This is a genomic window from Peribacillus sp. 05N428, from assembly GCF_056397085.1.
This window is the reverse complement of record NZ_JBFTMS010000018.1, coordinates 1-13,578: the sequence shown is the minus strand read 5'-3', so window position 1 is coordinate 13,578 and position 13,578 is coordinate 1. Positions and strand designations below refer to the sequence as shown.

The window sequence follows — 13,578 nt, the reverse complement described above, 5'->3', positions numbered from 1 at the left end:
TAATGATTTGCCCATTAGAAATGAATGTAACCAAATCGATTTCATTCCATTTCCCGAGCTTACCCTGATTTAATTTTTTATCTTTCAACAGCGATTAATAAGGATTGCCATTGGCATAATCGCATTTTGTATCGCCGTGATCTGCAGTTCCTCATGAATATTCCATGGCATGTCTCATATCTTTATACAAACACCTTGTTAGGAGTGGACCAACATGAAATCTTTTTATAAAGGAACGCTCATCTTGATTGTCGCAGCGTTTTTTGGTGAATGTATCGAATTTTTAGTGAACATGCTCCTAGCCAGGGAATTACACGAAGAGGGCATGGGGCTTTATATGTCCATATTGCCAATTTTCTTTTTGATATATGTGATCGCCAGCCTTGAATTACATATTTCCATCTCGAAATTCGTTGCGGAAAATAAACAGGCCATGCATTATAATCTTATCATTCATGCACTTAAGATGGCTGCAGTCGTCGTATTGGTAATGTGTGTAGTCATGCCTTTCATACTTTCCTTCTCATCCATAATGGACAAATTCCATCCCTATATTAAATGGCTGCTCATCACATTGATCCCAATAGTTGCCTTTTCGTCGATTGCAAGAGGCTATTTCATGGGTGTCCAGCAAATGGGGAAGATCGCCTTTTCCAACTTTTTAAAAGATATCATTCAATTCGGTTTGCTTTTCCTCATCTTTAACTTATTTCATTTTAACCAGGAAAAGTCATTATTGATGGCCTTTTTTGTTTTGATTGGCAGTGAGTTCCTCGTTTTTCTTTACTTGATCAACCTTTTGATTCTTCAAATGCGGATCATGAGGCGCGGTACGAACTCACGGACAACCGGTAAACATGCACGGCAAAAGTTATTGGCGGTTTCTCTGCCCACCATGGGGTTAAGGATCTTTCATGCGATAACAAATGCCATCCAACCTTTTTTGATCCACACTGCCCTTCTCTCGGCAGGATTCGGTGCGGTAGTGGCTACAGAGCATTTTGGGATGCTTACTGGAGTTGCAATGACGATCGGCTTCTTTCCAGCCTTTATCGCGCATTCTTTAATGATCATGCTCATTCCGAATGTTTCGAATGCTTACAAAAGGCAGGATAAAGAAAAATTGAGGGTTTTATTGCAAAAATCGATGTCTTTCACCGTATTGTATGGAGTTCCGGCCGTGATTTTCATTTATTTCTTTGCGGAACCTTTGACCTCCCTCTTTTTTTCTTCGACATCTGCCGCATACTATTTAAAATTATTATGTCCTTACTTCCTTTTTCATTTTTTTGTCATTCCCATGCAAGCCTATCTCATCGGCCTGGGTTTAGTGAAAGATGCTTTCATCCATACGGTATGGTCCCATATTGTTGCCTTTTTAATGATGTATATCCTAGGGTCTCAGGCTTCTCTTAATATGGGAGGAATCATTTTAGGAATGAACACTGGTGCGGTATTATTAACCTTCCTGCACTACTTGACCATTTGCAAAAAAATCGGCATAAGCATCTTACTGACGAAATCAAGATCGATATCGATAAAGTGAAGCCAAAAGCAAGTTCTGCACGGCAAAAACCTTGCTGTTATTGGTTTATAAAGATTTAGATTAAAAATATTGAGCCTTTCCCTGTACATATCCCCTTCGTTACTGTATATTTCAACATACTTGGGTAATAATCAAGTAAAATGGTTTAAACTAACCATACAATAGTAATGGAGTGATTTCATGAGTAAAGCTAAGGCTAAGAGCGGGACGGGTAAAGGTACGGGCACTGGAACGGGCAAGAAGGGCTGGAATCGTTGGAAAACAAGTGCCAACAAGAAAAAAAGCGCCAAACCATATGTTAGTAAAGGCGTCAAGCATTCCAGTGATTCAAAAACATCCGGTCAATCTACAGGTGACAAGACAGAAAAATAATTGCTTGTCCTACAATCCATACAAAACATACAAAATTTATGTTTGTTCCATATTCTCATACAGGGTGTTAAGAGATCTGTATGAGAGAAATGGGTCTTATAGATATAAACCACTGGCGATATCCATATGAGGCATAAGAGTACGGCCATTATACATACCATCAAAAAAGACACTCCAAAACCGGGCAGTGTCTTTCATTTTTATTTTTTTCTTTTTTATCTAATTTGGCTTTTGGGTTTGATAGCATTGATTTTTTTCGGGGAAAACTCTGTACGGAAGCCGTTAGTGGCTTTTTTAACAGAGTTTGTAACTGAATGTATCGCTTCACCAACATCCTGTGCAGAATCCAATAATGGTTCAACCGTTTTCATTTTAGTTTTTACATCGTCGGTGATTTCATTTGCAGTTTGCAATAGTTGTTTCGATTCGCCGGACAAATCGTGGATGGCATTTCGCACCTCAGCCAATGTTTGATTGGCTTCCCCTATCGTGACCATTCCCTTTTGAAGTGTACTTATTAAAAATACGACCAACCAAATGAAGGCTAAAGCGATTGCAGCCACGCTATATTGAATAATCAAGATAAAGCTCCCCCTCTGAATTAAATAGTAGAAACGATTATTTTAATAGGTTAGTGAATCCCGGGGTGCCTGTTTTTAAAGATAAATGATGATTCTATTTGAGTTTTATTTGAACCCCCCCACCTTTAGTTCGAGTTGAAGGAGCTGACGGTGTGGATAAATCCTTAGGTCGGCTTTCCAAACTGGCTTCTTTCATGGAATTGGTTACATTATGAATCATTTCCCCAACATCTTGAGCGGATTCTAGCAATGGATCTACATTTTCCATCTTCCCTTTTACATCCGCTGTGATTTGATTGGCAGAGTGGATCAGTTGTTTGGACTCTTGCGTCAATCCATGTACAGCATTTCTTACCTCTTCCAGTGTCTTATTTGTTTCTTCCAGCGTTCCCATTCCTTTACGCAGTGTCTGGTTGACATTATATATCAAATACACGACGGCTCCGGAGACACTGGCAACACTTAATTTAATGAACATTTTCATATATCCACTCCTTTCATTTAAATTTATGCATTGTCCCTTTCATTCATTCCCTATAGTCCATTACTTGTCCGATCAGTTTTAAAGAACCATTTACCTTTTCCCAATAGAAGTTTAAAGGATAGTTTAATGGATAATAGTAAGGGAAAACCATATTAGGAGGAGATTGTTCATGTCACATGAAAATTATTCATCTGTTATCCAAACTTTAAATGATTGTATCACCGCGTGTAATCATTGTTACGACGCATGCTTAAAAGAAGAACATGTAAACATGATGGTGGAATGCATTCGCTTGGATCGGGAATGTGCGGATATTTGCTCTTTTTTAGCACAGGCGATAGGGAGAGGAACCCTGTTTATTTCAGAGTTGGCTGAAGTTTGTGTCAAGATTTGTGAAAGCTGCGGAAATGAATGCAAAAAACACGATCATGAACATTGTCAAAAATGTGCCGAGGCTTGTTTGAGATGCGCAGAAGAATGCAGAAAATTAGTCGCTTGATGTAAGGAATAGCATTAGCTATTCCTTTTATTATCCTTTCCCCTTACCAACCGACTACTTTTTGAACCTATTAAAGGATGATGATATTTTTTATATATTCTAGCGAGGTATTTGTTGAAATTTATATACCAAGAATTTTTCAAAAATACGAAAAACAGCTATTGAAAACCGCCCTTTTTAGGCACACTAGTACTAAAAACAGGAGGATATTATGACACCTCGGAATGTTCCTGCTAAAGATGATTTAGAAGTGAAAGATACCCCCGCTTCACCTGATAAGGAAAGTGAAGCAGCTAAACTCAATCGATTATTAGGTGCGGTCATGCGATATTTATCAGATGATGAGCAAGAAGAAATAGATATAGAGTATCTTCTCGAAAACACCGAAGGGCTGCGGGATTGGTGGAGTGAATATAGGGAGCTTGACCGAAAACGGGTCGAAGAGGAAATTAAAAATTCCCTAACGGATCTATCCCTTGAAGAACTTGAAAACATCCGTGAACAAATCCGTACAAAGGCATAAAAAAAATCCCTGCATAGGGATTTCAGTTTGTAGATGGTGTTCTACCTAAAATATATAATAAGACTAGATTATCCTTCATGTTTTTTTACTGTAATCCTTATTGGATTGAACAAATTTGCGACACTCCTGCCGATTTACTGGCTAGCCGGACACCGCAGCCGCTTTGATGTGGCTTGGCAGACAATAGGCGGAAAGGGAATGGATTTCCGAAATCAACTGAAACGTTTTGTAAATAAAAAACGGCAGTCAAACTCGCTTTTTTTTCGAGCTTGTCGTCTGAAATCCCTGCATTGCGATAAACCAGATCATGCATGATTTTTTTTCATACTCAAAGACATTTTTTGAATTTAACAATCATTCCGTTCATCCGGCACCATACATCCTAGGATTCAAACGCCACTCAAGGAACTTAGTTCTAGTTGATGTATCATGGAATCAACTAATGCATGCAATGGATTTAAAACTGTCTGTCCTGTCTGAAGTTCATATCTCCTTGCCGCTTCGACCATTGATAGTTGAGCTACAGACAGCCGTCTATTTTCGTTTTTAAACTGGGATAGGCAATTCATGATTTCCTGATTATATCTTTCTCCCAATCCCTGCATAATGAATTCAAAGGCATCGTCGATAATGATGACTTCAAAATCCACAGTCCCATATTTTTCAGCATGTGCAGTTAAACGTTTGACTGTTCCTTCAACAGTGGCAGGGTTCGTGAATAATATCATTTGCGGCTGCTGCAATTGGCAAATTTGCTCAAAATATGGTTCATCGATTTTAATGATGGGCATGGGTAAAGATAGTTGTTCTTCGTTTAATAAAGCAATATAGTTTGTACAGGTTATCAGGATGGCATCCACTTTACATTCGGCAATCCATTCGACCTGTTGTTTAACCTTTTTTTGAGCATCCGAATAATTAAAATTTTCATCCGTTGACACCCGCTGCATTAATCCCGGATCTACAAAATGAAGCCATTCAATATCGAATTTCGAGAATGCGGTTTCTATGTATTCTATATTTGTATAGTGTGCATGCAAACAGCCTATCTTTTTTTTCATAAATCTCCCGCTTTCGTCAGTTAGTATTCTGATTATTCTAACACAAAAAACCGCGACACATTGACCGATGTCAGCAAAAACGATGATTAACCATGTCCCTCCTGTTATATCGGGGTAAAAAGACTGCTTCTTTGAGCCAGATTGCTCAGTAGGTATGAATCGGGCTATTGAGCATATATTTATCAAGGCGATTACTAGAGGAATCATCAGGAAAATGGAACATCAGTAATCAAATTGCTGTTCAGTAAAGTAACCATTAAGAGAAACAAACCGAAGTCAGATAAAAATCATTATATTGGAGAGTGTTCACCATTCTTTACTTAATTGCGATTATTTTCCCTCCATTAGCCGTATTATTGGCCGGTAAACCCATTCAGGCTGTGCTTAATTTGGTCCTCACACTATTTTTTTATGTCCCTGGATTAATTCATGCAATCTTAGTGGTGCATGACAAGAAAGCGGATAAACGAATGAAGCAGCAAGCAGCACTTATTGTTAAATCGAAACGAACGACTAAGTGATTTATGCAAACACCAATAACCCGAATGCAATTTATTCGGGTTATTATCAAAAGAATTCGTTTAATTGAATCTGTGCGTTTTTCTAATCCCTCTATGATAACAAGCGTCACATATTTGAAAACGTGAGTCATCAGGAAGCCTTTTTCCACAGCGCTTGCATTTTTTTTGATAATTCAACATTTCATCTTTTAACTGATCATGAACGCCATCACTGATTTCTTCACGGATACGCTCCCAATAAACAGCTTCCGTACGCTTACCCATCCGATATAAAAATAATAGATGAAGACCTATCGCTTTATAAGATAGCTCCAATTCCTCAAGATTTCTTGTCTTGATGATCGGTTCAGGAAGGTCACTGTTCTCGGCAATCGCTTCGACCGTTTCCAGCCACTGTCTGATCAGACTTGGTTCTTTTGCCGAAAAAGGAATATGCAGGAAACCATATAAATCCATTAAAGAAAAACGAGCTTCGATTTCTGTATCCCGTATTAGTTCGTAAAGCTCCCTTTCTTCCGATAGCGAAGCCTTTTTCGTGCCTTTAGGAGGCTCAAACCTCTCCCACATTTCGAAAAATGTCCCTAGGTTTCGGTAATATTTTTGAAAACGTTCAAATACAGCAGAGGTTGGGGCGATAGTGAAGGTTTGAACTGGCTCATCTACCTGTTCCAGCAACTTATTCATGATTTTGATTTCTGCTGTAAATGCAACCTTCCCCGTGTCATAAATCCCTTTCCTACCCGCTCGGCCTGCGATTTGCTTGATTTCTTGAGAAGTCAATCTTCTTCTTCGTGTCCCGTCGAATTTTTCATTTTCAAGAAAGACGATGCGGCGTATTGGCAAATTCAATCCCATTCCAATCGCATCGGTGGCAACGACAACTGAGGTTTCACCGCGATTGAATAATTCTATTTGCCGTTTTCTATTTTCAGGAGGCATACTGCCGTATATCATGCTGACATTATGTCCACTCTCTTTAAGCCTGGATGCTGTTTCCAGTACCTGCCTTCTAGAAAAACAAATGAGGGCATCCCCTTTTTTGGTATACTTCAGTCCAAACTCCCTTTGTTCCACCTCAAGCGGTATTTCCCGTCTGTATTCGTGAAGTTCTAAGTCGGCTTCATTCAGAAGGTTCAGAAGCATCTTTTTGATATTATTGCTCCCGATTATGTGTACTTCTTTCGCATTAGCTTGTGTAATTGCCCTAAACCAAGAAAAGCCTCGATCTTTATCGGCAATCATTTGGGCTTCATCTATGACAATTACTTCATGGTAGTCTTTTTCATGAAACATTTCAACGGTACTGGAGACATGTTTAGCACCTTCAATAGCCTTTTCTTCTTCACCGGTTTTTAATGAGCAAGGTACACCATCCGCATTTAATTTATCAAACACTTCAAGTGCAAGCAGTCTAAGTGGAGCCAGGTACATACCGCTTTCCGCTTGTTTCATTTTTTCCAGGGCCTTATGCGTCTTCCCTGTATTGGTCTCACCGATATGCAAAACATATCTAACTTTTTTTCCTAATGATGGAGTATAGGCCTTACCGATGATGTCATCGATCATCCTTTGCTCTTCTGCCCGCTTCCTGGCTTCTTCTGCCAATACCTCAGCTTTTCTTCTTTCTCTGTTCTCCACGTCTTTTTCAAATATTTCTTCGTGCAATATTTCATTAAAAGGAATTCCTTCAAGCTTCAGTAAATCAGAAAGGTATTCTTCCTGAAGCTCATCAAAACAGGACTGAGACAAATCGGCCAATTCATCGCTTAGTATACCTTGAAGGGTATCAACCGTAAGCCTTTCCCCATATGACTCTAAAAAATCATGATGCAGTGCGGCAGATAGATGGTTCAAGTATTTGTCAGGGGCTAATTTCATTATGAAATCCGAAACTAACCTTTCATACCTGTAGTAGTAATTTTCATATTCATAACGGTTCCGGCCCCAACCGATTAACGAGTGGATATCGCCTGTCAGCTCTTCGAAAAAGTCAGTGACCATTAGGTATTCGGCAGCTTGAAAGCCGCCCTCTTCAACCAATTGTTCTTCAAGCAAGTACGGATCGACATATTGGAATTTCGGCTTATTCTTAAGATCTTTTGCCAAAATACCGGCAATATAATACCTGACATGTAAATATAAAAGAAGTGAGTTATTTTCGAAAAATGAATTGGCCTCTTCTTGCAGCCTTGCGCGTATTTTCCAACGCTGCTTGGCAAGCCGCTGTTCTTCTTGCCGCCTAAAGTATTTCTCCCTTGCATTTTTATATCTCTTCTCCCAATCCTCTTGATTGTCGGCAAAGGTTTTTTTAATCCACGTTAAGCCATCAAATGGGCGATACTTCTTTAATTCGTTCCGGAACATGCTATTGATCAGCTTATGATCTGAACCTTCCGTTACAAATCCCCTTTCGCTTAAAAAAGCCTTTTTTTCCTTTCTAGGCACATCATTTGATGCTTTATTTATCCAAACATTAATCCAAATTTTCTCAATAAAAGTCGTCCTGTCTGAAATATATGCTGAATAAGAAGGCATTGTCTCTTGATTCTCTAAATAAAAATCAATATCCTGGATGATTTTTTCTTTTGTATTCTCTATAGCAATAGGATATATACTTTCTAATTTTCCCATAGTGATCCCCTTTTGAATTATCCAATATGTACTTTATTACTTCCTTTTATCCTCCCCAAATTTTTGTTTAAAATGAGCTTGGTACATTCGTTTTATCATTTAAATTCATGAGCTCCGTTAACATGAGAGGATGCAAAAATGCCAGGTTGCTTTACTCTCTAGGTAAATATCATAAATATGCCAAATATGCACATAAAGTTACTCTAACCTTTTCATTTACAGTATAATGCTATAAATACTGATCAGAATTTATGGATTATGAAGAGATACCCAGCCTTGGCCAGAATCGTTTTATAATCAGGCAAATTTAATGATAATAAAAAAAAGCCGAAAATAAAGTAAAGGTCCATTTTTCAACTTTCTTGATACATGATTCATCCATAATACAATTCCAACCCCTTAATTGAGTTTAGAGTAAATCCGGGCAACTGTCACGATATTCAGATTACGCTTTTGTTTCTTTGCTTTGAATATAAGAAATATCACCAGAAAACCTAAAAAGAATATAGACAAAAAAGGAGCCTGAGAATGATTCAGCAAGATATCAACTATTATAAAAATTTTGATTCCATCGCCAAAGAAGTATTAGCACTATTAGCTCAAACCATTGAGGTCAATACATTTTTCCTTTCTATAGTGACTCCCATCCAGAGTTTCATGATCAAGTCCTTCAATAGAAATGCAAAGTTGATTTGTGAAGGTGACTTCCTTCCTTATAATATGGCTTATAGTAAATTAGTTGTTGAGAATGGCTTGGAACCACTCGTTATCCCGAATTTGGGGAAACATGAATTGACTAGTGGCCACCCTGCAACGAGGTTTATCGGGAATGGGTGTTTTATGGGAGCTCCCCTAATGAATGAGGATGAAATCATTGGGACATTATGTGCATTCGACATTAATCCTCATGTTTTTAAAGAATATGACCTAACCCTCATTAAGTCTATGGCAGCTTTGATTAGTCATGCCATCAATCTTGAAAAGGGGATTATCAGGGATCCTTTATCAGGCCTTTATAATCGGAACTTCATTTATAACTATTTTGATTATCATCAAGATAAAACGAACGATGAAATGGCCCTTCTTTACATCGATCTTGACCATTTAAAATTTTTCAATGATTCCTTTGGACATGATACTGGTGACGAAGTCATTAAAAAGGCTGCCGAATGTTTTTTGCAAACCGTCCCCGAAGGCAGTCAGGTGGCTCGAATCGGTGGTGATGAATTCATTGTATTATTAAATCCTTCGCATTGTGAGGATTTAATGAAAAGCACTCAGCAAAACGCTGAATTATTATTGAACAGTTTATCCACCATGCCCATTACCATTAATGGAAATGATCATTTTGTATCAGCTAGCATAGGGATTAGCTTTTATCCTCATCATGGTACGGAAATGGACTCACTTTTGAAAAAAGCGGACCGTTCCATGTATATGGCCAAAGAGTCTGGACGGAAAAATATTCAATACTTCCACCCTGAGTGATCATGTAAAAAATAAAAAAACCAGTCTCCTTAGGAGACTGGCTTTCTTTCACCTTAAAAAAATCCAACGTTTCGCTTTAAGCCTTTGCAAAAGCTTGAGCAGGTCGGCATTTGCCTTATGTATCCGTTTCTCGGATGGTGAAGCGGAGGGGACCGGGATGTTAACTCTCTCGGGCTTTTTGTTCATATTCTGAAAGACCCTTCCTATTCTTTGATTATGAATAGTATATGCGGGTTAACCATTAAATATCATAAGGAAAGGAAAAACCCCTTCCTTCTTATAAAACATTTTTTAACCGGCTGAAACGTGCAGCTTTTTCTTTTTGTTTCAGGATAATGCGTTCGTTCTGTTTCATCACTTTTTTAGTGTGGGGACTTAAACCTACATCGGGTATTTTAACCTGTGGTTTGATTACGGTAACTGACACGTCGTTGCCGGCTTTATCATAAATGCTCATTTATCCTTCACCACCTGGTTTTTGTTTTATGACCATATCGAACATCATGATTAATAATGCTATCAATAAACAATCGACTTCTGAAACGAAGCTTTCTGATTTAACGTCAAGGATATAGGGTTCCATCAAAATACTAACAGGCTGCAAAGCCATTTTTTCTTCATCATTATAATACGTATCTTCTCTTTCCAATGTAGCACGAATGGTACTGCCATTCAAGTTCGGAAGCCCATTTATCACCGACTGCTTGTCCTGTTCGGTTTTGAAAGGAAGGATTTTCACGTTCATCCCTTCCTTTGCTGCATATGCTTGAAGGAGAATGCTCAAATAAGCCAAGTATTCCTTATTCGTTTGATAATACTCAGGTATTCCTTCTTTCTTTAGGAGATGAAACATATTCTTGACCTTTTCCCTATTATCCGTTAATAGTTTATCACTTTCCGCAACGGCTTTTGTTGCATAGGATAGCTCGTTATCGCCAATCTTCGATATATACATGCTCAAGAACACAAACATATCAATCAGGATGAATACGATAGCCATGATCAAGAAATTTTTCCACTCATTAAAAATGCTCATCGGATAGAAATTCCAATAAATCAGTGCTCCCAGTATAAAAATGATATACCAGGTTTTTCGAATCGCTTCAATCCTTTTACTAACCTTGTCTTTATATTTCCAAGAAAGAATGACATAGGCTAATAGAGCAATAAATACTACCCATACAAAGACTCTGAAAAACATTAACAATCGATTTATCACCCTACCCTTCAGCTGCTACATTCCTTATCTCGTCCTCTATATTATTCATTATATATACCTCTATTCCCTGCCTGAGACGGGTGAAACTTAAACATTTGCCATAAGAAAAAACTCTCCACCCAATGTGATTTACAGTTTATGAATCCTATCTTTATCATTTATCTTGTGGCACATCATAGTAAATAACCGTATAAATTCTGTGATATGATATGTATTAATAAAAGCGATGATTACTATTGGAGGAAGCTATCATGATGAAAATTATTAAGATCCTCATTTCTACTTTTATACTCTTGTTACTTTTCCTTAACCTCTATCCTCCGCTTGGAAGACGGACTAACAAAGAAAAAGTAAGAAGTTTCACTACTAAAGAGAATTTTGCCAAAGGGAAATTCCAAAATCAGATTCCTGCCAGTCAAGCGATGAGTCTTAAACATACTGGTTCCATTTTACGTGATTTCCTAAAACCTAATCCAAAGAGAAGACCCGACAGTCATATTGTAATTGGAACAAAAGAACCCGCTTCTAAGAATTCCAATAAAATCACCTGGTTTGGTCATTCTGCATTCATGTTGGAGTTAGATGGGAAAACCATTTTAGTGGATCCCATGTTTGGCAAAGCACCCACTCCCTTTCCATGGTTCGGGAACAAGCGCTTTAGCGGGGAGCTGCCTTTTGATATCGATGTGCTTCCTCCTATCGATGCCGTCCTGCTCTCACATGATCACTACGATCATTTGGATTATTTCTCGATAAAGAAGTTAAAAGATAAGGTCAGTCAGTTCATTGTCCCACTCGGTGTCGGTGGACATCTAGAAAGATGGGGCGTTAAACAAGAACTGATTCAGGAACATAATTGGTGGGATGAAGCTTCATTCAAGGACTTGCAATTTATTTGTACGCCTGCAAGGCATTTTTCTGGTAGAAGTTTAGGCGATGGCAATACGACACTTTGGTGTTCTTGGATAATTAAAGGAAAACAAGAAAAGGTATATTTCAGCGGCGATAGTGGTTATGGCAGCCATTTTAAAGAAATCGGCGAAAAATACGGTCCTTTTGATTTAACCTTAATGGAATGCGGCCAATATGATGAACGTTGGTCAACCATCCATATGCTTCCGGAAGAAACTGTTCAAGCACACATCGATGTACAAGGAAAACGGATGATCCCCATTCATTGGGCAGGTTTCACATTGTCTTTTCATGACTGGACAGATCCGATAGAACGGGTAACAAAAGCGGCCAATGACCTTGGTGTCCAGGTCTGCACCCCTCAAATAGGCGAACCGGTAGTGCTTGGTTCGAAGGATTTCCCTCAAACAAGATGGTGGAAATGAAAAAAGGGGTTCGGAATTAAAAAATTCCTAACCCCTTTTAAAATTCCCTTGAAATTTTGACCAATGGATAAGAGATTTGGGCTCTTCGAGCCACTATGTTAAGCCATTCCATGTCCAAGTGGCCATCTTCTTTAAATTAATGGCAGCGAAAGTAAGCATCGCTTGCATCGACAATTTTTTAAGTCCCCTTAAAGTAGTCCAACGCATACCATGCTTTTCTTTTGCATCTGCGAATACACGCTCAATCGTTTTTTTGCGTTTCGCATATATAGGTTTTACATCTTGATGATGACGCAGATGATCTGCTTCTTCCACATATGCTTGCCAGATATGCCGTGTCACTACTTTTAGTCTTTGCTTTCTGTACACCGTGATAAAAATGAGTATGTTGTACAAATTTGTTTTGGCGATTTGTACTCGCGATAGCCCTCTTTATTGCTGTTGAGTACTTTAAAGTTTCTCCCGAAGGGCAAAGGTAACAATCAAAGTGTTCATCGTAAACATAGTCATGTTTGCGAAAGAATCCTTCTTTTGTACGAGGACGTGTATAGGGTAAAGCAGGTGTGATTTCTTTGTTAAATAGGTAGCTTGTAATCGCTGGTGTTTTATAAGCTGCATCTTCGGCAACTGCTTCTGGTTACCTTTCTCAATCACTTGCTCAACAAGTGGCTCCAAAATATGACTGTCATGTGTATTACCAGGTGTTACAATCGTTGCCCATAGATAACCGTTGCGGTCTGCGGCCGCGTGGAATGAATAGGCAAACTGTTTGTTTGTTCATCTTTCACATAGTATCCCCTCTCAGGATCCGTAGTACTCTCTTTAATTGCTCTGGTTTCTTCCCTATCAAATTTATCTGGTGGAAAAGGCTTCTTTCCATGGTTTTCACGACCTTGATTGATTTCATCTTAAAGACGTCCTTGATATGCTCGTGTGCGAATAAGCGCAAATTTGAAAAGAAAATCGTACGCAAAGAAAAATTTTAAACATAGTTGATTGGAACGGAAGGTACGAGACTCCTGCGGGAAAAGCGCGTCTAGGGGAGACCCCGCAGGCGAAAGCCGAGGAGGCTCCCTGACCGCCCGCGGAAAGCGAGTGCCCTACGTTCCAATCAACGTCCAAATTTATACAAGCCAAAAAAACTGTAGACAAACTTGATTTTCATAGAGTTGATCTGACCCAATAAAGTTAGACATATAATTTAAGCAGCTTCTAAGACCTGAGTTCGGTATTCTATCGGACTCAGGTCTTTTAATTTTACCTTCATTCGTTTGTGGTTATAGTAATGAATATAATCATCTAATTCCTTTTCAAAA

15 protein-coding genes and 1 pseudogene are annotated in these 13,578 nt (G+C 38.6%); 7 read left to right on the top strand and 9 right to left on the bottom strand.

Translation table 11 applies throughout. The annotated features are described in order from the left end of the window. The first annotated feature begins 214 nt into the window (after positions 1 to 214). Positions 215 to 1,546, top strand: a complete 1,332-nt coding sequence (locus AC1DIV_RS16890; RefSeq protein ID WP_340876396.1) for an oligosaccharide flippase family protein — start codon at positions 215 to 217, stop codon at positions 1,544 to 1,546. 180 nt (positions 1,547 to 1,726) lie between these two features. Beyond that, positions 1,727 to 1,918 carry a DUF3934 family protein gene (locus AC1DIV_RS16885; protein ID WP_202310887.1) on the top strand — a complete coding sequence of 64 codons (192 nt, stop codon included), beginning with the start codon at positions 1,727 to 1,729 and terminating at the stop codon, positions 1,916 to 1,918. Between the two features lie 215 nt (positions 1,919 to 2,133). Here AC1DIV_RS16885 and AC1DIV_RS16880 read toward each other — a convergent pair whose 3' ends face one another. After that, positions 2,134 to 2,499, bottom strand: coding sequence for a DUF948 domain-containing protein (locus tag AC1DIV_RS16880; RefSeq protein WP_048686441.1), 366 nt, complete (start codon positions 2,497 to 2,499; stop codon positions 2,134 to 2,136). Positions 2,500 to 2,593: 94 nt separating this feature from the next. Continuing rightward, complete coding sequence (locus tag AC1DIV_RS16875; RefSeq protein WP_072272964.1) at positions 2,594 to 2,983, bottom strand: DUF948 domain-containing protein; 390 nt, start codon at positions 2,981 to 2,983, stop codon at positions 2,594 to 2,596. Between the two features lie 169 nt (positions 2,984 to 3,152). Between AC1DIV_RS16875 and AC1DIV_RS16870 the strand changes: the two genes are divergently transcribed. Next, positions 3,153 to 3,482 (top strand): four-helix bundle copper-binding protein, encoded by a 330-nt coding sequence (locus AC1DIV_RS16870; protein WP_340876393.1) that lies wholly within the window; start codon positions 3,153 to 3,155, stop codon positions 3,480 to 3,482. A 211-nt stretch (positions 3,483 to 3,693) separates the two neighbouring features. Continuing rightward, entirely contained in the window at positions 3,694 to 4,005 is a 312-nt protein-coding gene (locus AC1DIV_RS16865) for a hypothetical protein (protein ID WP_034312065.1), read from the top strand. Between the two features lie 97 nt (positions 4,006 to 4,102). On the opposite strand, the gene AC1DIV_RS16860 is transcribed toward AC1DIV_RS16865, so the two are convergent. Both AC1DIV_RS16860 and AC1DIV_RS16855 read right to left on the bottom strand, forming a co-directional pair. Further along, positions 4,103 to 4,318: a hypothetical protein gene (locus tag AC1DIV_RS16860; protein WP_340876391.1), complete on the bottom strand. Its 216-nt coding sequence runs from the start codon at positions 4,316 to 4,318 to the stop codon at positions 4,103 to 4,105. 76 nt (positions 4,319 to 4,394) lie between these two features. Beyond that, positions 4,395 to 5,066: a hypothetical protein gene (locus tag AC1DIV_RS16855; RefSeq protein ID WP_318292694.1), complete on the bottom strand. Its 672-nt coding sequence runs from the start codon at positions 5,064 to 5,066 to the stop codon at positions 4,395 to 4,397. 311 nt (positions 5,067 to 5,377) lie between these two features. Here AC1DIV_RS16855 and AC1DIV_RS16850 point away from each other — a divergent pair, with 311 nt between their 5' ends. Continuing rightward, positions 5,378 to 5,587: a YqaE/Pmp3 family membrane protein gene (locus AC1DIV_RS16850; protein ID WP_340878519.1), complete on the top strand. Its 210-nt coding sequence runs from the start codon at positions 5,378 to 5,380 to the stop codon at positions 5,585 to 5,587. Positions 5,588 to 5,647: 60 nt separating this feature from the next. Here the strand turns inward: AC1DIV_RS16850 and AC1DIV_RS16845 are convergent, their stop codons facing one another. Beyond that, positions 5,648 to 8,218, bottom strand: a complete 2,571-nt coding sequence (locus tag AC1DIV_RS16845) for a helicase-related protein (RefSeq protein WP_340876389.1) — start codon at positions 8,216 to 8,218, stop codon at positions 5,648 to 5,650. Positions 8,219 to 8,746: 528 nt separating this feature from the next. On the opposite strand from AC1DIV_RS16845, the gene AC1DIV_RS16840 reads away from it, so the two are divergent. Further along, positions 8,747 to 9,706, top strand: coding sequence for a sensor domain-containing diguanylate cyclase (locus AC1DIV_RS16840; RefSeq protein WP_340876388.1), 960 nt, complete (start codon positions 8,747 to 8,749; stop codon positions 9,704 to 9,706). Between the two features lie 277 nt (positions 9,707 to 9,983). Here AC1DIV_RS16840 and AC1DIV_RS16835 read toward each other — a convergent pair whose 3' ends face one another. Both AC1DIV_RS16835 and AC1DIV_RS16830 read right to left on the bottom strand, forming a co-directional pair. Next, on the bottom strand, positions 9,984 to 10,163 hold the full coding sequence (locus tag AC1DIV_RS16835; protein WP_048686455.1) for a hypothetical protein: 180 nt from the start codon (positions 10,161 to 10,163) through the stop codon (positions 9,984 to 9,986). Continuing rightward, entirely contained in the window at positions 10,164 to 10,907 is a 744-nt protein-coding gene (locus tag AC1DIV_RS16830; protein WP_226990501.1) for a type II toxin-antitoxin system SpoIISA family toxin, read from the bottom strand. 440 nt (positions 10,908 to 11,347) lie between these two features. Between AC1DIV_RS16830 and AC1DIV_RS16825 the strand changes: the two genes are divergently transcribed. Then, positions 11,348 to 12,262, top strand: coding sequence for an MBL fold metallo-hydrolase (locus AC1DIV_RS16825; protein ID WP_445670162.1), 915 nt, complete (start codon positions 11,348 to 11,350; stop codon positions 12,260 to 12,262). A gap of 93 nt (positions 12,263 to 12,355) precedes the next feature. Here the strand turns inward: AC1DIV_RS16825 and AC1DIV_RS16820 are convergent. Beyond that, positions 12,356 to 13,167 (bottom strand): annotated as a pseudogene (locus tag AC1DIV_RS16820) (transposase); the annotation flags it as partial. 296 nt (positions 13,168 to 13,463) lie between these two features. Further along, a partial coding sequence (locus tag AC1DIV_RS16815; protein ID WP_477576969.1) for an IS3 family transposase occupies positions 13,464 to 13,578 on the bottom strand: 115 nt, incomplete at its 5' end.

Bases quoted from the DNA above. Each gene is read 5' to 3' on its own strand.
- AC1DIV_RS16855 (WP_318292694.1), bottom strand. From the start codon at position 5,066: ATGAAAAAAAAGATAGGCTGTTTGCATGCACACTATACAAATATAGAA.
- AC1DIV_RS16865 (WP_034312065.1), top strand. From the start codon at position 3,694: ATGACACCTCGGAATGTTCCTGCTAAAGATGATTTAGAAGTGAAAGAT.
- AC1DIV_RS16835 (WP_048686455.1), bottom strand. From the start codon at position 10,163: ATGAGCATTTATGATAAAGCCGGCAACGACGTGTCAGTTACCGTAATC.
- AC1DIV_RS16845 (WP_340876389.1), bottom strand. From the start codon at position 8,218: ATGGGAAAATTAGAAAGTATATATCCTATTGCTATAGAGAATACAAAA.
- AC1DIV_RS16885 (WP_202310887.1), top strand. From the start codon at position 1,727: ATGAGTAAAGCTAAGGCTAAGAGCGGGACGGGTAAAGGTACGGGCACT.
- AC1DIV_RS16830 (WP_226990501.1), bottom strand. From the start codon at position 10,907: ATGTTTTTCAGAGTCTTTGTATGGGTAGTATTTATTGCTCTATTAGCC.
- AC1DIV_RS16825 (WP_445670162.1), top strand. From the start codon at position 11,348: ATGAGTCTTAAACATACTGGTTCCATTTTACGTGATTTCCTAAAACCT.
- AC1DIV_RS16870 (WP_340876393.1), top strand. From the start codon at position 3,153: ATGTCACATGAAAATTATTCATCTGTTATCCAAACTTTAAATGATTGT.
- AC1DIV_RS16875 (WP_072272964.1), bottom strand. From the start codon at position 2,983: ATGAAAATGTTCATTAAATTAAGTGTTGCCAGTGTCTCCGGAGCCGTC.
- AC1DIV_RS16890 (WP_340876396.1), top strand. From the start codon at position 215: ATGAAATCTTTTTATAAAGGAACGCTCATCTTGATTGTCGCAGCGTTT.
- AC1DIV_RS16860 (WP_340876391.1), bottom strand. From the start codon at position 4,318: ATGCATGATCTGGTTTATCGCAATGCAGGGATTTCAGACGACAAGCTC.
- AC1DIV_RS16840 (WP_340876388.1), top strand. From the start codon at position 8,747: ATGATTCAGCAAGATATCAACTATTATAAAAATTTTGATTCCATCGCC.